We start from the raw sequence: 23301 nt of genomic DNA, 5'->3' as shown, positions 1-23301 counted from the left end.
CCTCATCATAGTCTGAGCATCCTTATCGATATGATTAGCAAGGCATTACATGATGGGATTGACACTGGCGAGGATCCGCTCCGAGAGCGCTTCCCCCTGCAATTGGCTGCTGGTGCGCAGTCGATGTTCGGCGACGCTGCAAAACACCGCTTGCACATCTTCGGGGACTAAATAGTGTCTTCCCTCTAAAAATGCCCATGCTTTAGCCGCCTGCAACAGGGCTTTGGTTGCGCGGGGCGATAAGCCGACGGCATCGGTTTGGTTGCGCGACTCATGCACTAATGCCAAGACATAATTGAGCAGCGCATCGGACGCCGCGACCTTATCGCATTGCTCCTGCAACTGGGTTAACGCCAATGGGGTTAAACATTGGGGTAAGTTATCGAGGGTTTGCGGCGTTTGATCGCTTTTGAGCATCGCCAGCTCCGCATCATGGCTAGGATAACCGATGGAAATCCGCATCATAAAGCGGTCGAGTTGGGATTCGGGCAGCGGAAAGGTGCCGGATTGCTCCGTGGGGTTTTGTGTGGCAATCACAAAAAACGGATTGGGTAATCTGTGGGTGACGCCATCGACAGAAATTTGCTGCTCGGCCATGGCCTCGAGCAGGGCGCTCTGAGTCTTAGGGCTGGCACGGTTAATCTCATCGGCCAGCACCATTTGTTTAAAAATAGGGCCGGGATGAAACACAAATTGCGCTTGGTGTTTATCAAAAATCGATACCCCGAGAATATCGGCGGGCAGCATATCACTGGTAAATTGAATACGTTGATAGCTAAGGCCGAGGCTTTGGGCGAGGGCATGGGACAGGCTGGTTTTGCCCATACCGGGTAAATCTTCAATTAACAGGTGCCCACGGGCGAGAATACAGGCGAGGGCTAAGCGAATTTGCCGTGGCTTGCCCAATAATACTTGTTCAAGTTGTTGTAATAGTTGGCTTAAACCAGAATGTGCCACGGGAGACTCCTTGTGCATGGATAAGGTCATTCGCTCTACCACTATGGCGGAATATGTCGCGCTTAGCCAGTCGCTTTTACTGTGAAATCAATCGGCTTAGTGTGATTCTTACCGTCAACAGAGAGGTGAGCCAAGGCATTCCATTATCTTCACACCGTATGATTTGAGGCTGAAAAGCATTACAAATGAGTTCAATAGAATTTGTCAGTGGAAGAATGGTTGTTTAGCACTAAGGTCTTTTGTTTAGATTTATAGGTGAGCCATGGCATTTGCTTAACGACGCGAAGCAAGTCCATCCTTGGATGCTCGACCGCCCCGTCCGTGGGGCGGACGGTCGTCTCGCTAATCACCATGGCTCACCTGTTTAGCATTGTCGTAACCTGTAGACTTAATAATCTCACTCTGCAAGCTTTGGGACAAAATCAACATAGACCCTTTGCTCTAACTCTTCAGTTTCGGATTAAAATTTCTAAGGAGATAACGCCCAGTTAAGGGGTGAAGCACGCAATACCGATGTTACTGCATTCCACTTCAACACCGAAACTAACGCATACTAAAAATGCCACGCGTGCTGAATCCCTCTTGAACTGTTTGTTAGGCATTTAAGTGCGACCATTCTACCTTTGAACCCAATAGAGGAAGAGAAAATAACTTTGAATCAATAGTGTTAAAAATAAAGTTTGAATTCCTAAGCCCTCCACAAAATGTTGGTTCTGTAGCGATAGTCAGACCTTGCATTCGTTCAAAACACCAAGACATAAGTTTGGAGCTCGGATCAATTACACTTTCGATATCGGTCTGGGACATCACTGTCAAATTCTCACCGCCCCCACACGGATCTGAACTTTCAGTAAAATAGTCTAGATCAATATCTAAATATATAGAGTCTTCAGCACTGTTGTTGAGTGCCGCCACCAAATCATTTTTGTGTTCAAAGCAATATATCGTATGTTCATTACCATACGTATCCACAAGCACTGAGATAGGCTCGTGAATTTCTTGCTTACACAAAACATAAACGTTCCCAATTAAGTTTAAATAAGCAGCAGCAAGAATGTGCCCATCATTTAAGCTATTGAGCCCCTCCCAACTAAAGCGTGCAACGCTAAGAAAGCTATTTAGGTCAACGCCAAGCAACTCACTTTTCTCGCTTTCACAAGGAGCACACAAGTCTTGATGCCAATCAATTGATATCAAAGCAGGAGCGGTTTCAAAGGCTTTAACTTTATGCCATTTAAACCAGTAGTAAAATGCAAATCGATGTTCTTTCATCAGAGCTACTTCCATAGCCCTATTCTTGCCATCAGGAGTAGCTACAATACTGTAGTCAGTGCCTGGAGGACATATATACTGATTATCTTCGTTCATATAAAACCCTATGCCTAACGCTGAGCGCACGCGCGGCAACTGCATCGCAGTTGACGTCGCTGCGGCCGCAGGTGCCGCGACTTGTTAGCCGAGAGCCCGGATAAGGGCTACGCGAAAACACCAACAACGCCGCACGTGCAAATTTAAAAACTACCCCGCGAACAGCCGACTTTTGCAGCTTGGCTGCCATAAAGCGTTGAGCGGAGCCTGTAAATAATTGGTGAACACCAAACTACCAGAAGGGAAACGAAGAACGCAATTTCCGTTTGCACTTTACCCAAGCAACGAACCGCCCGAACAAAGCCACCTCCCTGGTGTTGGCTGCACAACCAGCCAAAAACTATAAAACCGATTAACGGCTAACGCCGCGCTCTGCGGAAATTTAGGAGCGCCAGCGAGAAAATTTTCCGTAGCAGCGCCTTGTTAGCCACTACAGGCCACCTATCAGGTTCTTAAAAGACTCCCTATTTTTCTTTCTTGCAGCAAGCTCGCTGATTAGATATTTAGTGCAAGCTTGAATAGCTTTCGCTCTCTCTAGACATTCCCCATCATCGTATTTGTGAACGCCCTCACTAAGAACTTTGTACAATCGACCTAGCGGATTAAGCCCTGAGGGAATGAGATAGTCAGGTAGTGCATGATTAGCGATACTTATCTTATCGCTCATCGGAGATTCAGTTCTAAGCTCGGCCAATTTAGCTAAAACTGGTCTTTCGCTTTCAGAACCTTCAACATCTTCCTGAATTAGGCTAAGCAACTCGTGTATATTTCTTTCGATAATTCTTCTCATATATGCGAAAGCAGCTATTCCATAGCCATTAGAAATGCACACAACCGCTTTTTCGTAGCACTCAGAGTCATGAGAAAAGAAATTTTGAAGAAGTGGATCTCTCTCTAGCTTTTTCCTAGGGCGTTCACCATATTTCTGAATTTTTATTGTTTCATCAGTAACAATTTGTTCAACTAAATATTCATGCTGATTACCACGGCAAGAAGCACATGAGAATTGAAAATATGACGTCCCTGTAGAAAGTGCTTGAAACGCCATGCCAGCGCCACCACCTCTTGACCTCATGTCTTGAAACGGCCTCAATTGATTGCACGTCTCACAAAACGAATCGATTTCCTTGATCCAGAGACTGCTTCTATTCATATCGGGCTTTTTGAACTCCTTCCACGAATATAGAGGTGCAGTTTCAAGAAAATCTTTAATGCATTTATCTGAAATCTTTTCCATTTGCACGAAACTCAATTTGTATGGCTAACGTTTGGTTAATGGGCGGGCTTTAGCCCGTCCCAGTGAGCGCAGCGAGCGATTTGAACCGGTTGTTAGAGGTTGCTCACTCGGTTGATACTGAAATGATTTTCCTCGCGCTATGGTACGGCCAATTTAGGCTCGAGAAAATTACAGCAGTGACGAGAAGCAGTAGAGCTGCAAGAGTTAGGCTAAGAAGAGTCAAGGTGTTACCAGAGCTAATAGTAAGCACTGCATAAACCATTACGAATAAAGCATATGCGCCGACTAAGTAGCAGAGTGTTGTTACTATCCACCGCATTAGGTGTTCATGCCACTGTAGGCTTGCGGAGATTTTAGTGCCTGAAAGGGTAATGTTTGAGTACGCTCTTCTTATGTCATGCCAGCCAATTTTTCGCTGATGCTTTCTATGAAATTTTATAAGTGCTTCTCTCATTTCAGCATCTGCATTTATTCCATAGTACTTGCGAAATGCATGCCTTTCTAAGTGTTCGCGTAGGAATTCGTTGGCCTCTTTCCCAAGTTTTTGGGAGTCAAGTAATGTTTTTGCCAGATCATGCTCTTTTTCTTTCTTTTCGGAATAATGAGCAAATACTTTGAAGGGCTCCTTTTTGAGTACGTAGTAAACAGCCAGGAATAAGAAAGCAATCCAAACCTTGTCGCCAGTGACGTTCGTTGTGAAGTATTTGAGCAGTTCTTCCATGATTGGATGTAACCTCTAACATTTTATTAGTGCGCATGCGCGTTTACCTCGTTGGACCAGTGAAAACGCGCACAGTTAACTATCTGTATGCAAAGAACTTATCAGCATTCTGTTAAATATACCATCTGGAAAAACGCGCATGCGCGTTTTTCAAACCTATTAACTAAAATTCAGTTACTATATTTAACTGATTTTATAGAGTTTTATTTATTTCTGATGGAATTAGTGCGTACTGATTTTGTCTAAAAATCAGACCAAAACACCTAAATTTAAATACGACTGTATACCCATACATTGTTAGCCGATTTCTGGTAAGGCCAAACATAGGCAAATAGATAAGAATATGTATGGCAGCAGGTGTGGGAATTTCCGGTTGAGCTAACGAGCCGAAATACGGAATGGGGCAAAAAGCTTTTAGCTAGATGAACAGTTCAATGGTCGTAAAGATTGCCACTGTTGCACCTGTGACCGTTGGCGGCATAGCCGCTCTTTCAAATCAGACCCATAGGGATATGGGAAATGCCACTATGATGTCGGGAACATCATAGGCCATGTGAACGAAACATTTACACTTCCATGTGTTGCAGATGCCGCCGTCGAGGCCGATTGGGACACTTCTTGTTAAATAAATAGGCGGCGTGTCACAGGGGAAACAATGACAATCAATATCTGCACTATATGATTATTAAATTCGAAGAACCCTTAACATTATTAATGGCGGCAAACCAATGTTCACTCTGCCATTTTGAATAAAACCTTATTATCCCTAACAAATTAACCTTTCGCTTTGCTCCGGGCGGATAAACCAAGGTTTGAATAGGAATCCCTGCACTAGATCGATATTTAGCTCGCGGGCTAGCTGGAGTTGGGCCTCGGTTTCTATGCCTTCGAGGATGCATTGTTTGCCCGTGCGTTTGCCAAATTCAATCAGGGCGCCGAGCAGGGCGATGCCATGGGGCGCGTCGATTAATTTAAGCCAGTAGCGGTCAAACTTGAGGTAATTCACATTCATCATTAAATCGATGGAGAGCATGGAGTGGGGCGCGCCGATATCATCGAGCGCCACTTGAATATTGGCCGCTTTAAATTGATGGAATAGGCGATTAGCAAGCTCGGCATCACTCACGCAGGTGTTTTCAATAATTTCTACCGTCAATTGCGGATGCTGTGATAGTAGGTCGAGTAATTTTTGGGTATGCGCCCCATCCACCGCGTGGGGGTCTACATTCACAAATAAACGCTGGTTCTGTGGGGCGTGTTTGAGCTGAAAGGCTTTTGCCTGAAACTCAACTGCCGCCAGTTGTTCGCTGGCTTCGTGTAATTGCTCAAAGATTAGATTCGGGGCGATGGCTTGACCCTGCTCGAGGTAAAAACGGGCGAGTGCTTCATAGCCATGAATGCGTTGGGTATGGGGACAGACAAAGGGCTGATATTCGCAACTTAAGGATAAACCGCTGAGATTGAGCATCGAGACTGGCGTGTTAAATGACTAATCGCTAATTATTCGCATTTAGTGACCAAGAGTGCAAACAAGTTTACCTCGCTTGAGCGCGTTTGCCGATTAAACACCCATACGGTTAAACCTTGTGATAAAACGGCATCTTGATGTTGCCAAAAATGATCAAGGTGGCTAATGCCACCTTGATTACTGTTCGATTACTATCCCATTTTCGCCATGTAGCTTAGTAATGGAACTTGAGCTCAGCTTCGTTAAATAAAGGCTGTGGCTTTTGTTTTTGCGCCTCGTAAATCAACCGATAACTTAACACGGCTTGCACATATTCACGGGTTTCGGTGAAGGGAATGGACTCAATAAAACTCATGGCATCGAGCTTTCCATTCGACTCCGCTAACCAGCGGCGAACCCGCGAGGGGCCCGCGTTATAGGCGGCGGTTGCTAACACGCGGTTTTGATTGAAATCCTTCAACAATTGCGCGTAATAGGCGCTGCCTAAGTTTAAGTTAAGCTCGGCGCTGTAGAGATCCTTAGGATCGCTGTACTTAGCCCCGTGTTTCTTCGCGGTTGCCTTGGCGGTCGCGGGCATAATCTGCATTAAACCGCGGGCACCGACACCCGAGGTCGCATAGAGGAAAAACGCACTTTCGCGGCGGCTAATGGCACGGATTTCATCAATATTGACCTTGTGCTTTTTACTGGCGTGTTCGAAGCCTGACTGATGCGCCATCGGGAAGCGCAGGGGAATATCATCCCAGAGCTTGCCTTGAATACTGGCCTCCACGCCAAAGTCATACCAGCCTTGATCGTGAGCATAACGACCATAGCGGGCGCGCATCTCATTATTGCTGCGTTTTAGCAGGGCGACCCATTCATAGCGGGCATCGAAGTAACGATCCAGCGCCATCAGCTCCAGTACGCGCACAAAGCCTAAATCGTCTTCGAGTTTTTGACTGGTCCCATCCACCACAGGCTCAGGGCTTTGATTTAAGGACACGGGCTTATTCAATAACTGCGATGCAGCAAAACCGTAAAAATTGCGCTCATTACTGACAGCTGCTAACGCCTTAGTGGCGCTTTCGGGGGCGTGTTTCGCGTTAGTGCGATACAACCAATACTGCCAGCGCTCTTTGGCTACGCTTTCAGGCGATAATAAATCTAAGTAGCGCGCGATATGGGTGCTGTCCTGCTCGCGGATCGCCCAGCGTAAGCGGCGCTCGAACATATCATCGCTTTTCATCTCGGGCAGCAGGTTATCGGCCCAGTCTCTAAAGTTATCATCCTGCTCAATCAACACGCGGCGCACCAAGTACTTTTGCAGCTGTTGATCCTGTGCTGGGGTAAAGCGTTTCGCTTTTTGATACCGAGTATATAAATTGATGGCTTGGTCGAGATCCTTACGGGCAAGGCGTTTTAAGCCCGCGGCGACGATATCGCCAACGATAGGATTTTTGTCCTTAAATTTTTCGGTATGACGCAGGCTATTGGGATCTTTAAACACCGCCACTAAGCGTTTTGCCTCGGCGCTATGCACGGTGATTTTTTGCGATAGGTAACTCAGCAGGCTGGTTTGTCCCTCATCGAAACTCAGTAACATCCGCGCCCAAATCACATCCTGAGTGCGCTTACCGGCCTTGGTCCAAGCATTGAAGAGGGGATCGCATTCCTTGGGACGGGAATCGCCATAGACCCAAAGTGACTGCGCCGCCGTGTAGGCGGTTTGGGTTTCGCCCTTGGCGAGTTTGGCCTCATAGAAATAACACTGCAGCCTGACATCGGTCGGCGCGTCTTGAGCGAGGCTCAAAAAGTCGTTCCAACGCTTTTGGCCGCCAGCATTTAATAAATATTTTGAACGCAGGCGCTGGTACATAGGCGTGGTTTGATACTTATCGATCATGGCCTTAGCGTCGTTGCCGCGTAAATCATTGAGCTTGCCAATGTCGATATCATGGTCGAGATAAATCGCCAGCGGATAATCGCCTAACTTAGCACGCAGGGGCTTGTAGGTGGCATAGTCTTGTTTCTTCAAGGCTTTTTCAGCCTCAAGAAAGGTCTTCTGGGTAGAAGTTAACGCGAAAGCCGCAGAGGCATTGAATGCCCCTGCGATGATAATTGCGCTGGATAACACCATCTTTGTCAATGGGTTGCACATGCAGAACTTGCCTCCGGGCATCAAGGTTACAATCGACTTTTCCCTATCGATTCAGGATTATGAGTTATTGGCTTTTAAACTGCGTGTTGATCGTTATTGTTCGAGTGCGGTGGCATCCTCAGTATGGGGCAAAAGCGTATCGCGATGAATTTGATTATCACCGCTGTCCTGCGCATCACTCTCGTCTAAGGCCTCGTTAAGCGCCTTCTCAAGTAACATCTTATCGAGTTGCTTGCTGGTATCAACACCTAGTTGCTGCATTAAATGCGCTTGACGCACTAAATTGCCTTTGCCCGATGACAATTTGTTCATGGCACTGTGATAGGTTTTCTCGGCGTTATCCAGAGCGCGACCGAGTTTTTCCATATCGTCGAGGTAGCCACAGAGTTTGTCGTAGATCCGGCCCGCCTGTTTGGCAATGGTTTGGGCGTGCTGGTTTTGATACTCGTAACGCCAGATATTATTGATTGTTCGCAGGGCAACCAAGAGGTTGGTTGGACTGACCAGCATAATATTTTGCTCAAGGGCAAAGTTAACAAGGCTTGGGTCATGCTCTAGGGCCAGTAAGAACGCGGGTTCAATTGGGATAAACATCAGCACATAATCTAAGCTTTTGAGGCCGTGTAAACGCTGATAATCCTTTTGACTTAATCCCTTAATATGATTGCGGATCGATAAAACGTGTTCATTGATGGCCTGTTCACGCACCAGCGGATCTTCGCTATTAAAATAGCGCTCGTAGCTGACAAGCGACATCTTGGCATCGATAACGACATCTTTATTTTCAGGCAAATGCACTATTACGTCTGGCTTAAAGCGTTTGCCGCTGTCGTCCTTCAGCTCTTGCTGGGTGTGGTATTCGTGACCTTCGCGCAGACCGCTTTCTTGCAGCACGCGGTCTAAAATCACTTCGCCCCAGTTACCTTGCTGCTTGTTATCGCCCTTTAAGGCTTTGGTCAGGTTAATGGCATCCTGACTCATTTTTAAGTTGAGCTCGCGCAGATGTTCTAATTGATGTTTGAGGGCGCTGCGCTCCGACTGTTCATGGTTGTAGGATTCGCGAATTTGCTGCCTAAAGCCTTCTAACTGCTGCTTCAACGGCCCGAGCACGCCTTCTAACTGGTTGGCATTTTGATGTTTAAAGCTTTCGCTGCGCTCTTCGAAAATTCGATTGGCAAGGTTCTCAAATTGGGTTTGTAGGCGCACTTCGGCCATTTCTAAGGTGGCGATTTTTTCCTGCATGGCGGATTGCTGGGCATCGGCCTTAGCTTGAATGGTCTGTTGCATCGCGTTGGATTTAGATAAGGCCAGTTGGAGCTCGAGTTGGCGGCGATGGCTGTCGGCAAGTTGCTGCTCAACACTCGGCAAACGCTCGGCCATGGCTTCGGCTTTACCCAGTTGTTCTATCTTTTGCTCCAAGCGCTGTTGGCATTGGCGCAGTTGGTTATCTTTGTCGTCGACTAAAACTTGCTGCTGGGCGAGGGAGAGCTCGGCGTCTTCGTTTACTTGCCGCATTTCTTGCTCTAATTCGTCTTTAAACTGTTGCCAGCGTGAGCGGGTGAGACGTTGATTGAGTAGGGCACCGATTAGCAGTCCTAAAAAGGCCACGGCGAGAAGACCGATGATCTGGGCGAGGGAAAAAGATTGAGAAAATGGCATCTTATTAGCACTCCTTTAGCTGTGGCGCCTAGGGTCGCATGCCCCCAAAAAGGCTTCAAGTGCTTTAATTAACAATCTGTTTAGGCGATGACTCAAATGAGCAAGACTTAGTCGCTTAAGTTGAGATACTGTGAGGGATGAAATTTTTTTGCTGTTATCTGTGTCTATATCCCTACAGCTTATCAACACAGGTAAATGTACCTGAGGCTTTTTAGGCGAGCGCAGAGTGTGAGTCAGCGCCGGTACATAACATTTATTTTTGCAGAGGTGTCAATTGGCTAATCAATCACGTTTTACACCGGGTATTTTGAAAAAAGCGCGCTGGCATATCCAAGATAATCAAGTGACACCCGAGTCGGTGTTTAAGGCGCGCCGTCACATAGTCAAAGCCATGGGCCTTGGTGCGATTGGGGCCAGCATTCCGGGTTATGTGCAGGCGGGATTATTCGATCTGTTTGGCGATCAGCCCAAAACCAGCTTTATCACCACGCCATTAACCTTTGAGGCCAATGCCCGCTTTGGTAAGGACGAAGTGCTGACCCCCGTGGATAAGGTCACCACCCACAATAACTTTTACGAGTTTGGTACCAGCAAGCAGGATCCGTCTGATAACGCCCAGCAGTTTAAGGTCGACCCTTGGCAATTACGTATCGAAGGTGAAGTGGAGCGCCCGATGACCCTCGATTATCAAGATTTCACTAAGCTGTTTCCACTGGAAGAACGCATTTACCGCCTGCGCTGCGTCGAAGCTTGGTCCATGGTGATCCCTTGGGTAGGCTTTCCGCTCGCCGCTTTATTGAAGAAAGTCGGCGTGACCAGTAAAGGCAAGTATGTTGCCTTTGAAACCGCCTTCGATCCTGAGCAAATGCCGGGGCAAAAGAGCCGCTTAATGGGTGGCGGCATTCATTATCCCTATGTGGAAGGTCTAACCATTGCCGAGGCGATGAATGAGCTGACGCTGATGTCGGTCGGACTCTACGGAAAAACCTTGCCGCCGCAAAACGGCGCGCCGATCCGTTTAGTGGTGCCTTGGAAATACGGTTTTAAGAGCATTAAATCCATCGTCCGCATTCGGGTGATGGACAAGCTGCCGCCCACCAGTTGGAATCAACTCGCGCCCCATGAGTATGGTTTTTATGCCAATGTGAATCCTGCGGTGGATCATCCCCGTTGGTCGCAGGCGAGCGAGCGGCGCATCGGCGAGGGCGGGTTATTCTCGGCAAAACGCATCGATACGCAGCCCTTTAATGGCTATGGTGAGTTTGTCGCCTCGTTATATGAGGGCATGGATTTAAGACAGTTTTATTAATCCATTTAGCGGCCGTAGCCTAGGCGCAATCGATTGCGTCTAGCGAACGAGCTGCAAAAGCTGCAAATAGGTCAGCGTCTTTAAAGGGCAAAAGAGTAGGAGTCCTATGTTCAATATCACGGCGTTAAGAGTCACGCCAAAACAGCTTTTGTGGGTAAAGCTGGTCTTTCATTTGATTGGGCTTATTCCGATTGCTTGGTTGGTTTTTACAGTGCTGTTGGGCCGTGCGGGCGGCGATCCCGTACAGCATATTATCCACTTTACTGGCATTGGCGCTTTAAATGCGTTGGCGGCCACACTGCTGATTTCCCCCCTTGCTAAGGGATTAAAATTAGGTTGGTTAATGCAGACGCGCCGCTTAGTTGGCTTGTACGTGTTTGCCTATGCGACCTTGCATATTGTGGCGTTTTTTAGTTTAGATCTGCTGTTTGCTTGGGAGTTATTCTTCAGTGAAGTGGCGAAACGGCCTTATATTTTAGTCGGTGCACTGGCCTATGTGATTGTTACTGCGCTAGCACTGACATCCTTTAAAGCCTTGATGCGTAAAATGGGCCGCCGCTGGCAAACGCTGCACAATGGGGTGTATGTGGTGGCGATACTGGCGCCGATTCATTTTTATTGGTCGGTAAAATCCGAAATCATCGAACCGAGTCTGTATATCCTTGGCTTTAGTTTGTTGCTCGCGTGGCGTTTACCCATTTGGCAGAAGAAGCGCAACAGCCGTATCGCCATGGCCGCCGAGGGTAAGCGGTAATCTGTGGTGTTGGCATTTATTCATGAGTAAAGAAAACGGCGTTTACAGCTTTGCAAACGCCATTTTTATATCAGGCGGGAAGGTAATAGGCTTAACCTAAACCTTGGGTCGCCGATTTCATTTGAATAAATTCAATCTTATAACCGTCGGGGTCTTCCACAAAGGCAATTTCAGTGGTGCCACCAGCAACAGGGCCGGGTGCGCGAGTCACTTTACCACCCGCAGCGGCAATGGCTTCGCAGCGGGCATAAATGTCTTCATCACCGATGGCGATATGACCAAAGGCCGTGCCGAGATCGTATTTTTCCGTTCCCCAGTTGTAGGTCAACTCGATGACGGCCTGACCCGTTGATTCTTCACCGAAACCCACGAAGGCGAGGGAATATTTGTACTCTGGGTTTTCTGAGGTGCGGAGCAGCTTCATGCCCAGCACTTGAGTGTAAAAAGCGATACTGCGTTCTAAGTTACCGACGCGAAGCATGGTGTGTAACAGTTGTGACATAGGATTATCTCGGTCAATGAATTACGGCGGCAGTATATCAAAATTTGCCGTAAGTCATGCCGGAATGTTAATCGAATAAATGGATTGCCAGGTCTTGATTTCGATAATTGCGTGCGCTAGGGAAGCTCTTGTTTCGTGAGCTATGTCACTTTGCTTGGCGGTGCGGTGTGAAAAGTGCACGATTATTTAGCTCTTGCTCACAAAATAACTATCTCAATATAGGCATTTATCTCAGCCTTGATAATAATGGGGTTATACCAACTAGGAGAGTGAATATGAACACCGAACTAAAAATGGCGCTAGGTACAACAGTTGTAATTGCTTTATTTTTCAGTGCATTCTTTGTATCCATGTTCTGATATTGCCTTCAAATCCCTTCCCATGCAGAGGCGCTTAAGTCGATTGATTTAAGCGCCTTTGTGTTATTTGCTTTATCGTTTTTATCGCTTACCCGTTTCGAGTTTATGCCTTGTCTATACGCACATTGTGAATGTGGGATGGTACTTTGCTGCGTTTAAATTTTGTGAGTCGTTGCAACACTTATACAAATAGTTTGAAAAATGATTATTTTGATATTTATATATTTTGATTTTCAAACTAAACTGGCGACAGAAGTCATCAATCACCACAGTGGGTTTGCTCTTGCTGCATGAATTTACGCACTCATTTATGCAAGCTAGGGAAAATCGCTTAGGAAAAAATAATGAAAACAACATCTTCAACCGAGAAGCCGATGCAGAGTACTGGGCTTGGGCATTCTGTCGCGCAGTGGCAACATTCCCATGGATTTTCTAACCAAAATACCGCGGGCGAAAAAAATACCCGTTATGTGTTGTATCTCACCGTGATTACCATGGTGGCCGAGATTGTGGCGGGGACCATTTATGGCTCTATGGCCTTGCTGGCCGATGGTTGGCATATGGGTACCCACGCCGCCGCCTTTATGATCACCTTATTTGCCTATTCCTATGCCCGTAAGCATGCCAACGATCCGGCCTTTGCCTTTGGCACTGGTAAAGTCAGTGTGCTCGGCGGTTACACCAGCGCCATCGCCTTGGGCTTAGTGGCCTTAGTGATGTTAATTGAATCGGGCATGCGCTTGATTAATCCTGAGGATATTCACTTTAATGAAGCGATTTTTGTCGCCCTGATTGGCTTAAGCGTGAACGTACTGAGTGTGTTCCTGTTGAAGGATCATCATTCCCACGACCATTCACACGGCCACTCGCATGGCCATTCGCACAGTCACTCACACGACCATGATCACGACGATGAAGATGATGACCATAAGGATCATCAAGATAATCATTGCTGCCATGGGCACGATCAACATGCTGACCATGACCATGACCATGACCATGACCATGACCATGACGACCATTCACACAGCCATGCACAGGATCATTCTCATGGGCATTCACACGGGCATTCGGGCCATGATCACAATCTAAGGGCGGCTTATTTCCACGTTTTAGCCGATGCGTTAACCTCTGTACTGGCGATTGCGGCGCTGTTATTCGGTAAATATATGGGCTTAACCTGGCTCGATCCGATTATGGGGATTGTTGGCGCGATTATTATCAGTCGCTGGTCATGGGGTCTTATCCAACAGACCAGTCCGATTTTGTTGGACGGTGGAGTAAAAGCCTCGCTACAGCGCAAAGTGCGTGAGACCATTGAAGCGGTACCGGACCATCAAGTTGCCGATTTACATATTTGGCGCGTGAGTGCCGATCACCATGCTATGATGGTGTCCATTGTGTCTCACTCACCGAAAGAAGCCAGTTATTTTAATCAGTTACTGACTAAGTTCCCTGAGTTATCCCATATTACCATTGAGCTGCATACTTGCCGTCAACGTGAGTGTGTGGCTAAGGAAGCCTAATGACAGTTGCACACCCGCATGATGCTTTATCAGCCGCGTCCGCCCATTCTACGGATCAGGCCTTGAACCATGTGATTATTGAGTTTTATGAAAAATTATCATCGTGGGAGCATGCTATTGTGCGCGATAAGGGGTTTAGCTTATCGCAGGTCCACACAATAGAGTTGTTGGGGGTGCACGGCGCGATGCGAATGAAGGAACTGGCTGACAAAATCGGCGTGACCACAGGCACGCTCACGGTACAAATCGATAAAATGGTCGAATCCCAGTGGGTGATGCGTCGTCCCCATGAGAGTGACAGACGCTCGATTCTGGTCGAGCTCACCGAGAAAGGTCAGGCGCTGTTCCTTGAGCATGATGCGCTGCATTTGCAATTAACGACCGATCTCACCGCTAAGATGAGTGCAGAGGAGCGAAGCTTACTGCTGAGTCTGTTGACGCGGATGAACCAAGAGTTTTAATGGCAGAGTTAACTCGCTATTGAGTATTCACTAAAGCGCCCCATTGGGCGCTTTTTTATGGCATAACATCTCGAATATTTTCGATTCATTCTCGATTAATCATTCGTGATTACAATATCTTACCTTTTGTTACATTCTTGTTGTATTAAAGGTTGAACTGGAGGTCAATTAAGGTAATGTAGGGCAGAAATCAAGATGGACTCAATTTAAGGGCTCTGTTCAAGGACTCTGTCTAAAAAGGAATAACATGAATCGTAAATTACTGCCTTGGTGCATTGCAGGGGTACTCACTATGAGTGGTCAACTCCACGCCGAAGAAGACAAATATATTTGGCTCGAAGAGGTTGAAGGCGCAAAGCCGATGGAGTGGGTTAAGGCCCAAAATGCTACTTCTGCCGCCGAAATAAAAGCCTTCAAAGGATTCGATACTTTAGTTGCCAACAGCCTCGCTATCCTCAATGACAAAGAGCGTATTCCTTACGCCACCCATATTGGCGATAAGCTGTATAACTTTTGGAAGGACGATACCCATGTGCGCGGGATTTACCGTCGCACTACGATGGAAGAATATGCCAAGGCGGATCCAAAGTGGGAAACCGTGCTCGATGTCGATGCCTTAGGCAAAACCGAAGCGGTTAACTGGGTGTTCAAGGGGATTGATTGCCAGTATCCACAGAATCAGCGCTGTTTTGTGTCCTTATCCCGTGGCGGCGCCGATGCGGTCGAAGTGCGTGAATTTGATTTAAGCACCAAAGACTTTGTGCCCGCGAAAGATAAACCTTTCTTCTTAAAAGAAGCGAAATCTAGCCTTAGTTGGATTGATACCGATCAGGCCTTTGTCGGTACCGATTTTGGCGATGACCAAAGCATGACGGACTCGGGTTATCCCCGCGTAGTGAAGTTATGGCAACGTGGTACGCCGCTTGAGCAAGCGAAAACCATTTTCAGTGGCGACAAAACTTCGGTCGCGGTATCGGGTTGGGTGATATTTGACGATAAAACCCCACTGAGCCTAGTCACCGAGGCGCATACCTTTTACACCGCTACTCAATATGTTTACCAAGACGGCAAACTCATTAAGCTGCCACTCCCACAGGATGCCGAGATTAAAGGCTATTTCCAAGGCAAGTTGTTTATTGAGCTTAAGAGTGACTTAGCAACCCCTGCGGCGACATTCAGCCAAGGCGCAGTGGTGTACGCCAATGTGACGGATTTGATTGCCCAAAAAGCATCCTTTACTGAATTTGTTAGCCCTACGCCTACCGCATCAATCGCCCAGTTAACGTTCAGTAAGAGCGCGATTTTTGTTAATTGGCTCGATAACGTGAAGAGCAAACTTGTTCGTTATGAGCAAGACGTGAAAGGCGCATGGCAAAGCACGCCGGTACCCTTTGAGGCCAACGGCGCGCTTACCGTGATGGATATGGAGCGCGACAGTGATGATTTCTTTGTCAATTACACAAGCTTCCTTGAACCATCGAGCCTGTATACCGTCAATGCTAAGGCGCTAAAACCGCAAAAGATGAAAGGTATGCCTCAGCAATTTGCGGCGGATAAATTTACCACCGAGCAGTATTTTGCGACCTCAAAGGATGGCATCAAAGTGCCGTATTTTGTGGTGATGGCAAAGGATCTTAAGCTCGATGGCAGCAATCCCACACTGCTCTATGGTTATGGTGGTTTTGAAGTGTCACTGCGCCCAGCCTATTCGGCAACCATTGGTAAAAACTGGTTAGAGCAGGGCGGCGTGTATGTGCTGGCCAATATCCGTGGTGGCGGCGAGTACGGTCCTGCGTGGCATCAAGCGGCACTTAAGCAGAATCGTCATAAGGCCTATGAGGACTTTGAAGCTATCGCCGAGGATCTGATTGCCCGTAAGATTACCTCGAGCAAGCATTTAGGCATTCAAGGTGGCAGTAATGGTGGTTTGCTGATGGGCGCTGCCTTTACTCGTCGTCCCGATCTCTACAATGCTGTGGTCTGCCAAGTGCCGTTACTCGACATGTACCGCTTCAATAAGTTACTCGCCGGCGCAAGTTGGATGGGGGAATACGGTAATCCCGATGTTCCTGAAGAATGGGCCTACATTAAAACCTATTCGCCATACCATAATCTGCACAAGGACACCCAGTATCCTAAGGTGTTCTTCACTACCTCAACCCGTGATGACAGGGTACACCCAGGACACGCGCGTAAGATGGTAGCCAAGATGAAGGACATGGGCATCGATGTGCTTTACTATGAAAATATCGAAGGTGGACACGCAGGCGCTGCAGATAATAATCAAGCTGCGGAACTAAATTCGATGGCGTTTGCCTACTTATTACAGCAGTTAAAATAATCGTGATGCGTGACAATAAAATTTTAACAATTCGCGATTAATACCGAGCAAGTCCCTATAGGTTGGGGAGCAAAAAACGGTCGAATGCCTTGAGGTTCGGCCGTTTTTTTAATCCGTATTTTAACTTGTTAATAATATTACTCATTTTATTGAGTAGGCCAAGTTCAGTTGCTAAGATGACATTCATTTTTAGGCATAAGATTCCCTTAAGAAAACTAAGCTAGTTTCGGCCCACTATTTATTTAAGAGAGCATTACCAGTGCTGACGAGATTTAAAACTCTAACCGTGAACCGCTTCACCTTTATCACCGCATTATTTTACGTTTGCGTTTTTAATATCCCACTCTTTGAAGTCATCAAGAAAGGCATTGAAAAACAGCCTGATGTCGATCCGATTTTTATCGCATCCATGCCGCTGTTTTTAACCTTTGCACTGAGTTTTGTGTTTTCACTGTTTACGGTGAAATACCTAGTAAAACCCTTTTTCATCATTCTCACGCTGCTGTCATCGAGCGTGTTTTTTGCGGCGCTCAAATACAATGTCGTGTTCGACTACGGCATGATTGAAAACACCTTTCAAACCAACAGCGCCGAAGCCTTGATGTATGTGAACTTTGCTTCCATCCTCAACATGCTGCTCACGGGGATTTTACCCGCCTATTTGATTTACAAAGCCAATATCCAATACAAGCCATTTTTTAAAGAGTTGCTGCATAAAGTCTTGTTTATGTTGGCGATGCTAGCGGGGCTTGGGATTATCGCCTTCTTCTATTTCCAAGATTACGCCGCCTTTGGCCGCAATAACGATGAGATCAAGCGTTATATCGTGCCGACTTATTTTATTGGTGCGGCCGCTAAGTACATCAATGTGCACTATTTGCAAACGCCGATTGAATACCAACAACTGGGTTTGGATGCCAAAAATGTTACGACCAATACCAATGGTAAACCTAACCTGTTAGTGCTGGTGGTAGGCGAGACTGCCCGTTCAATGAACTATCAATACTATGGTTATGATAAACCGACCAATGCTTACACAGAGGGACAAGGCTTAATCGCCTTTAAAGATACCCATTCCTGCGGTACGGCCACTGCGGTCTCGCTGCCTTGCATGTTCTCGCGTATGGGACGTGAGGATTACGATTCTCGCCGCGCCTATGCCCAAGACACGGCCATCGATGTGTTAAATCACGGCGGGATTAAAGTGCAGTGGTTTGATAATGACTCTGGCTGTAAAGGGGTATGCGATCAGGTTGAAAACATCACAATTGACTTGAATAGCGATCCAGAACTCTGCTCGGGCCAATATTGTTTCGACCAAGTGCTGCTCAATAAACTCGACGAAGCCTTAGCCAATGCGGAGCAGAAAGACACTGTGATTGCCCTGCATGTGATTGGCAGCCACGGGCCGACGTACTTCCTGCGTTATCCACCAGAGCACCGTAAATTTACGCCGGATTGCCCACGTAGCGACATTCAAAACTGCAGCGCCGAAGAGCTGATGAACACCTATGACAACACGATTTTGTATACCGATTACATTATCAGTGAAGTGGTGAATAAGCTTAAACAGCAACAGGCTAAGTTTGATACCGCCATGTTCTATGTGTCGGACCACGGCGAATCTCTGGGTGAGAAAGGCATGTATTTGCATGGCGCGCCGTACGGTATTGCGCCGATTGAACAGACCAGTATTCCTATGCTGGCCTGGGTGTCGGAGGATTTCAGCCAAGACAACCATTTGAATATGGCGTGTTTAGCCAAAGAGGCCGAGAAGGGCGGCTTCTCCCACGACAATCTGTTCGACAGTCTGCTGGGATTAATGAATGTTCAGACCCAAGTGTATCAGCCTAAGTTAGATATTTTTGCTCGCTGCCGCGGCTAAGTTCAGCGGGTATGTGAATACATAAAGGAGGATGGCAACATCCTTCTTTATTTTTTGCGCCTTATCATAATAATTATTGTGTCCCGTATCCAAATCGAAGCAGTTGAGTTAACTTAAGTTATACAAAAAAATAACAACACTAGGTGCGCGACTCATGTCATCTCCTGCTGCCACTAAAGAGCTCGATTCAGCGGCGCAAATTTTGCGTTTAGCCGTGCCACAAATGTCGGCGCTCGATATTCCGGTCACTCCAGAGAATTACACGGTTTGGTATGAGTATTTTGCCCAGACGAATCTCGACTTAAATCGCGCTATCGATGGCTTTCTGGCGAATAAAGTGGTGTTCACTAAGGAGGTAAATACCAGTCTGTATAAGAATTTTATTCAAGAGAAATCCCCCGAAGTTATCGAGAACGTTCAAATTGAAACTCAGATATTGATCAACTCGCTGATCAGTAAAATCACTCAGTTAAATCAGGGAACGGAGGCATTTTCAAGCACTCTGGCGGACTTTGGCCTACAGCTTCAGACTAAGCCGGATGTGTGCACGCTCAATCAGTTAGTGGATGGGGTGATTGATGAAATGCAAAGTTTACTCGTCAATAACCAAACCATGGAGCAGAGCCTGAGCGCCATGGGGCAAGAGGTACAAAACTTAAAGACCGAAATGGAAAATTTAAGTTTGGCGGCGATGACGGACCAATTAACCTCATTACATAACCGCCGCGCCTACGAAATTGCGATTCAAGATCATATCCACCGCGCCGAGCAGCAACATACCCGTTGCAGCTTATTACTCATTGATATTGACCGCTTTAAAGTGTTTAACGACAACTATGGCCATCAAGTGGGGGATAAGGTGTTAGCCTATGTGGCGCTCGCCCTCAAACAATGTGTGCGGGGGGATGACTTTGTCGCCCGCTATGGCGGCGAAGAATTTGTGGTGCTGTTGCCCAATACCCATTTCCACGATGCGTTGCAAGTGGCCGAAACCCTAAGGGAGCGGATTTCTGAGCGGCGCTTAGCCATAGGTAAAGATAAAAAACTCTCCTTGGGCGCCATCACTGTGTCTATCGGTTTAGCGTCTTTGCAGGAAGGCGATGATGCCGATACCTTGTTTAGCCGAGCGGATAAAGCCTTGTATGAAGCCAAATCCGATGGGCGCAATTGTGTCCGTGGTTAGGTTTTACCGCAAAGCGTTAGGTCATTCACGCCCTTAACTTGTTCCTGTGCCTTTAAGTGCTTTGAGTCAGATAGTCGTTGGAATCACTCGATGAACAAAGATTAATGCCCTATTTGATCAATAGCTTAACCCTTAACTCCGTCTGACTTTGCATTTTGTTACCTTTGTTGATTGTGCTGGCAATTGCTTTACATTCGATGTCATCCATATAATAAGTAATGCTTACTATGTGGATGGCTTATGAAAACCTCATCAAATACCCTAGGCGCGCTCTTAAGTGATATTACCCGCATGATGCGCCGCGTGTTCCAAGAAACCTATAGACCCACGGCGGATTGCTCGCTGACGTTATCGCAGGCAAGAGCCTTATTACATATCGCCCGTAATGAAGGACTTAAGCAGATTGAGTTGGCGGATCGCCTCGAAATTAAACCTATCACGGCCGCGAGATTAATCGATGTGCTGTGCGACGCTGGCTTGGTTGAACGTAGGCCCGATGCCAAAGACAGACGCGCTTTTCAGCTATTTTTGAAAGAAGCGGCAGCGCCCCATTTAGCCGAAATTGAACGTGCCGTGACGATTGTCTACGCCCAAGCCTTTAAAGGATTCGATGAAGCAGAGTCGGACACTGTTATCAGGTTGTTGTCGCAAATCCATAAAAATTTTTCAGCTTAATCAAAGCTGATAACCCATCCCTGTGATAGACATTTAGTGAAGAAGTTGGAGTTGTAATGAGTGACGCAAATCCTCAAGCACCTAAAGCGAATATGCGTAAAAAGCGCGGCGTATTACTGATTGTGGTGCCGCTGTTATCCGTGCTGGCCATAGGTGCGGTTTACCTGCATGGCGGCCGCTACATGGAAACCGATAACGCCTATGTGAAGGCGGATAAAGTGCCTGTAAGCGCGCAAGTGGCCGGGAATGTCGACAGCTTGTATGTGGTCGAAAACCAACGGGTTGAGAAGGGGCAAGTGTTGTTTCGCCTCGACGATGCCATGTTTAAGGTGATGGTCGATAAGGCGAGTGCCAAATTGGCACAGGCCAAGACGGATTTAGCGGTACTCAAGGCGAGTTACCATGAGAAGCAAGCCGAAATCACTCTGGCAGAGACCAAGTTAACCTTTGCCGAGAAAGAGCAAAAGCGGCAGGAGAATTTGATCGGTAAACACTTTGTGTCTGAATCTCAGCTTGAAGATGCAAGGCAAAATACCGATATTGCGCGGCAGAATATTCAGACCCTGCAAAAAGACTTACACCGCATTGCTGAAAGCTTAGGCGGCAGCCCCGATTTTCCGATTGAACAACATCCAAGCTATTTAGAAGCCTTAGCCCAATTAAATGAAGCCAAGCTTGATTTAAGCCGCGTGGAGATTAAAGCCCCAGTATCAGGTGTTGTTAGTCAACTGCCAAAGCTAGGACAATATGTGAATGTTGGTGCCATCGCTTTAGCGCTGGTGGCCGAACATGCCCTCTGGATTGAAGCGAATTTCACCGAAACCGATTTAACCCATGTCAAACCCGGGCAAAAGGTGAATATCCATATCGATACCTTTCCCGATAATAGCTGGCAAGGTACGGTCGAGAGTTTAAGTCCGGCAACGGGTGCTGAGTTCTCGCTGATCCCCGCACAAAATGCAACCGGCAACTGGGTGAAAATTGCCCAGCGCGTTCCGGTGCGAATTGCTATTGATACCGCGCTGCCCGAGGCGCCGCTGCGCGCCGGATTAAGCGCCGTGGTGGATATCGATACTGAATATCAACGTCAGTTGTTGGGTTTTAGTCTGTGAGTCAGCAAGTGATAGCAGGACAAGACCATGCCCAAGCTGAGCGCGTGAATTCGAGCGACGCTTTGCAAACCGATACCAAAAAGCCCGAGCAACATCTTGGATTTATCACCCTTTCGGTGATGCTAGCGACCATTATGCAAGCGCTGGATACAACGATTGCCAACGTGGCCTTGCCCCATATGCAGGGCAGCATGGGGGCGACTCAGGATCAGATATCTTGGGTGTTAACCTCCTATATTGTGGCCGCGGCGATTTTTATGCCACTGACGGGTTTTTTAACCGCAAGGCTTGGGCGTAAACGGGTATTTATGTGGGCCGTGGTAGGCTTTACGATTGCCTCCATGCTGTGCGGCGCGGCGCAAAACCTTGAACAAATTGTGTTATTTCGCTTATTGCAAGGTGTGTTTGGTGCCAGCTTAGTGCCATTATCCCAATCGGTATTACTCGACAGTTACCCGCCAGAGCGCCATGGTTCGGCCATGGCCCTTTGGGGAGTGGGGGTGATGGTCGGGCCGATTTTGGGGCCATCCCTCGGTGGTTGGTTAACTGAGTATTACAACTGGCGCTGGGTGTTCTATATCAACCTGCCTTTTGGGCTATTGGCCTGGTTTGGTCTTGCCGCCTATGTGAAAGAAACGCCGCTGGACCATAGCCGCAAGTTCGATTTACTCGGTTTTGCCATGCTGAGTCTGGCCATTGGCGCCCTACAAATGTTGCTCGATAGGGGAGAATCCCTCGATTGGTTTTCCAGTCGTGAAATTGTTATCGAAGCCATAATTGCTGGCATGGCGTTTTATTTGTTTGTGGCCCATATCTTTACCCATAAACATCCCTTTATTGAGCCCGGGCTGTTTAAGGACAGAAACTTCAGTGTCGGGCTTATTTTCATCTTTATCATCGGGATTATTCTGCTGGCGACCATGGCCTTACTGCCGCCTTTTATGCAGAACCTGTTAGGTTATCCTGTGATTGATGTGGGTTACTTGCTGGCGCCAAGGGGCGTCGGCACTATGATCGCCATGATGACTGTGGGTAAGCTCGCCGGCAAAGTGGATGTGCGTTACCAAATCTTTTTAGGTTTGATGCTCACTATTTTGTCCCTGTGGGAGATGACGGGCTTTAACACTAATATTACCGGCTGGGACATAGTGCGAACTGGGATTATCCAAGGCCTTGGCTTGGGCTTTATCTTTGTACCGCTCTCGACCATTACCTTTGCAACCTTAGCGGCGAAGTACCGTAATGAGGGGACTGCGCTCTTTAGTCTGATGCGAAATATCGGCAGCAGTATAGGGATCTCCGTGGTAATCACCTATCTTGCCCAGCACACACAGATGAATCATGCGGTGTTTGCCGATTACATTCATCCCTTTAGTTTTGCGCTTAAGCACGCCGTTGATCTTCATGCCGTTGATTTATCAACGACGCAGGGCATAGCCTTACTCAATGCCGAAGTGAATCGTCAGGCGGCGACCTTGGCCTATTTGCAGGACTTTAGGTTAATGATGTGGGTGACGTTATCCGCCGTGCCCTTAGTGTTTCTGCTTAAAGGCCTGCATAAAAAACCAAAGCTATGAGACAAGCAGTAAGTCGGAGTTGAGGGTATCACGCTAGCGCTAAATGCATGATCAATTGAAAAACGCC

General features: G+C 47.3%; 18 protein-coding genes. 10 read left to right on the top strand and 8 right to left on the bottom strand.

Going from position 1 to position 23301, the window contains the following annotated elements; genetic code table 11:
- Positions 1–45 precede the first annotated feature (45 nt).
- From K0H59_RS11745 to rmuC, 7 genes are all read right to left on the bottom strand, one after another.
- On the bottom strand, positions 46–957 hold the full coding sequence (locus tag K0H59_RS11745; RefSeq protein ID WP_220053240.1) for a MoxR family ATPase: 912 nt from the start codon (positions 955–957) through the stop codon (positions 46–48).
- A 594-nt stretch (positions 958–1551) separates the two neighbouring features.
- The gene (locus K0H59_RS11735) at positions 1552–2325 is read right to left on the bottom strand and encodes a UPF0489 family protein (RefSeq protein ID WP_220053239.1); all 774 of its coding nucleotides are present in this window, start codon (positions 2323–2325) and stop codon (positions 1552–1554) included.
- 430 nt (positions 2326–2755) lie between these two features.
- A complete protein-coding gene (locus K0H59_RS11730) occupies positions 2756–3562 on the bottom strand; it encodes a hypothetical protein (RefSeq protein ID WP_220053238.1) in 807 nt (268 codons plus the stop codon).
- 103 nt (positions 3563–3665) lie between these two features.
- Positions 3666–4283 carry a hypothetical protein gene (locus K0H59_RS11725; RefSeq protein WP_220053237.1) on the bottom strand — a complete coding sequence of 206 codons (618 nt, stop codon included), beginning with the start codon at positions 4281–4283 and terminating at the stop codon, positions 3666–3668.
- A gap of 766 nt (positions 4284–5049) precedes the next feature.
- The gene (locus tag K0H59_RS11720; protein WP_220053236.1) at positions 5050–5751 is read right to left on the bottom strand and encodes an EAL domain-containing protein; all 702 of its coding nucleotides are present in this window, start codon (positions 5749–5751) and stop codon (positions 5050–5052) included.
- A gap of 214 nt (positions 5752–5965) precedes the next feature.
- Positions 5966–7891, bottom strand: coding sequence for a transglycosylase SLT domain-containing protein (locus K0H59_RS11715; RefSeq protein ID WP_220053235.1), 1926 nt, complete (start codon positions 7889–7891; stop codon positions 5966–5968).
- 93 nt (positions 7892–7984) lie between these two features.
- Positions 7985–9550, bottom strand: a complete 1566-nt coding sequence (gene rmuC, locus K0H59_RS11710) for a DNA recombination protein RmuC (RefSeq protein ID WP_220053234.1) — start codon at positions 9548–9550, stop codon at positions 7985–7987.
- A gap of 274 nt (positions 9551–9824) precedes the next feature.
- On the opposite strand from rmuC, the gene msrP reads away from it, so the two are divergent.
- Complete coding sequence (msrP, locus tag K0H59_RS11705) at positions 9825–10859, top strand: protein-methionine-sulfoxide reductase catalytic subunit MsrP (RefSeq protein ID WP_220053233.1); 1035 nt, start codon at positions 9825–9827, stop codon at positions 10857–10859.
- Positions 10860–10965: 106 nt separating this feature from the next.
- Positions 10966–11613 (top strand): protein-methionine-sulfoxide reductase heme-binding subunit MsrQ, encoded by a 648-nt coding sequence (gene msrQ / locus K0H59_RS11700; RefSeq protein ID WP_220053232.1) that lies wholly within the window; start codon positions 10966–10968, stop codon positions 11611–11613.
- 91 nt (positions 11614–11704) lie between these two features.
- Here msrQ and gloA read toward each other — a convergent pair whose 3' ends face one another.
- The gene (gloA, locus tag K0H59_RS11695) at positions 11705–12115 is read right to left on the bottom strand and encodes a lactoylglutathione lyase (RefSeq protein WP_011717181.1); all 411 of its coding nucleotides are present in this window, start codon (positions 12113–12115) and stop codon (positions 11705–11707) included.
- Between the two features lie 703 nt (positions 12116–12818).
- Here gloA and K0H59_RS11690 point away from each other — a divergent pair.
- From K0H59_RS11690 to K0H59_RS11655, 8 genes are all read left to right on the top strand, one after another.
- Complete coding sequence (locus K0H59_RS11690; protein WP_220053231.1) at positions 12819–14000, top strand: cation diffusion facilitator family transporter; 1182 nt, start codon at positions 12819–12821, stop codon at positions 13998–14000.
- On the top strand, positions 14000–14461 hold the full coding sequence (locus tag K0H59_RS11685) for a MarR family winged helix-turn-helix transcriptional regulator (protein WP_011622868.1): 462 nt from the start codon (positions 14000–14002) through the stop codon (positions 14459–14461). Before K0H59_RS11690 ends, K0H59_RS11685 begins: the two co-directional genes overlap by 1 nt.
- Before the next feature lie 247 nt (positions 14462–14708).
- A complete protein-coding gene (locus K0H59_RS11680; protein WP_220053230.1) occupies positions 14709–16802 on the top strand; it encodes a prolyl oligopeptidase family protein in 2094 nt (697 codons plus the stop codon).
- A 259-nt stretch (positions 16803–17061) separates the two neighbouring features.
- On the top strand, positions 17062–18687 hold the full coding sequence (locus K0H59_RS11675; RefSeq protein WP_220053229.1) for a phosphoethanolamine transferase: 1626 nt from the start codon (positions 17062–17064) through the stop codon (positions 18685–18687).
- A gap of 154 nt (positions 18688–18841) precedes the next feature.
- Entirely contained in the window at positions 18842–19870 is a 1029-nt protein-coding gene (locus tag K0H59_RS11670; protein WP_011717177.1) for a GGDEF domain-containing protein, read from the top strand.
- A 240-nt stretch (positions 19871–20110) separates the two neighbouring features.
- Positions 20111–20545 (top strand): MarR family winged helix-turn-helix transcriptional regulator, encoded by a 435-nt coding sequence (locus tag K0H59_RS11665; RefSeq protein WP_220053228.1) that lies wholly within the window; start codon positions 20111–20113, stop codon positions 20543–20545.
- A gap of 56 nt (positions 20546–20601) precedes the next feature.
- Positions 20602–21657, top strand: coding sequence for an HlyD family secretion protein (locus K0H59_RS11660; RefSeq protein WP_220053227.1), 1056 nt, complete (start codon positions 20602–20604; stop codon positions 21655–21657).
- Positions 21654–23234 carry a DHA2 family efflux MFS transporter permease subunit gene (locus K0H59_RS11655; protein WP_220053226.1) on the top strand — a complete coding sequence of 527 codons (1581 nt, stop codon included), beginning with the start codon at positions 21654–21656 and terminating at the stop codon, positions 23232–23234. Before K0H59_RS11660 ends, K0H59_RS11655 begins: the two co-directional genes overlap by 4 nt.
- Positions 23235–23301 lie beyond the last annotated feature (67 nt).

Origin of the sequence: Shewanella sp. FJAT-51649, from assembly GCF_019457435.1 — a bacterium.
GTDB lineage: Bacteria > Pseudomonadota > Gammaproteobacteria > Enterobacterales > Shewanellaceae > Shewanella > Shewanella mangrovisoli.
The sequence above is the reverse complement of the archived record's forward strand: the minus strand, read 5'-3'. Positions and strand labels throughout refer to the sequence as shown.

Excerpts from the sequence above, each read along its gene's own strand:
- K0H59_RS11690 (WP_220053231.1), top strand. The coding sequence starts at position 12,819 with ATGAAAACAACATCTTCAACCGAGAAGCCGATGCAGAGTACTGGGCTT.
- K0H59_RS11660 (WP_220053227.1), top strand. The coding sequence starts at position 20,602 with ATGAGTGACGCAAATCCTCAAGCACCTAAAGCGAATATGCGTAAAAAG.
- K0H59_RS11730 (WP_220053238.1), bottom strand. The coding sequence starts at position 3,562 with ATGGAAAAGATTTCAGATAAATGCATTAAAGATTTTCTTGAAACTGCA.
- gloA (WP_011717181.1), bottom strand. The coding sequence starts at position 12,115 with ATGTCACAACTGTTACACACCATGCTTCGCGTCGGTAACTTAGAACGC.
- K0H59_RS11670 (WP_011717177.1), top strand. The coding sequence starts at position 18,842 with ATGTCATCTCCTGCTGCCACTAAAGAGCTCGATTCAGCGGCGCAAATT.
- K0H59_RS11685 (WP_011622868.1), top strand. The coding sequence starts at position 14,000 with ATGACAGTTGCACACCCGCATGATGCTTTATCAGCCGCGTCCGCCCAT.
- K0H59_RS11720 (WP_220053236.1), bottom strand. The coding sequence starts at position 5,751 with ATGCTCAATCTCAGCGGTTTATCCTTAAGTTGCGAATATCAGCCCTTT.
- msrQ (WP_220053232.1), top strand. The coding sequence starts at position 10,966 with ATGTTCAATATCACGGCGTTAAGAGTCACGCCAAAACAGCTTTTGTGG.
- K0H59_RS11735 (WP_220053239.1), bottom strand. The coding sequence starts at position 2,325 with ATGAACGAAGATAATCAGTATATATGTCCTCCAGGCACTGACTACAGT.
- K0H59_RS11715 (WP_220053235.1), bottom strand. The coding sequence starts at position 7,891 with ATGTGCAACCCATTGACAAAGATGGTGTTATCCAGCGCAATTATCATC.
- K0H59_RS11665 (WP_220053228.1), top strand. The coding sequence starts at position 20,111 with ATGAAAACCTCATCAAATACCCTAGGCGCGCTCTTAAGTGATATTACC.
- rmuC (WP_220053234.1), bottom strand. The coding sequence starts at position 9,550 with ATGCCATTTTCTCAATCTTTTTCCCTCGCCCAGATCATCGGTCTTCTC.
- K0H59_RS11680 (WP_220053230.1), top strand. The coding sequence starts at position 14,709 with ATGAATCGTAAATTACTGCCTTGGTGCATTGCAGGGGTACTCACTATG.
- K0H59_RS11725 (WP_220053237.1), bottom strand. The coding sequence starts at position 4,283 with ATGGAAGAACTGCTCAAATACTTCACAACGAACGTCACTGGCGACAAG.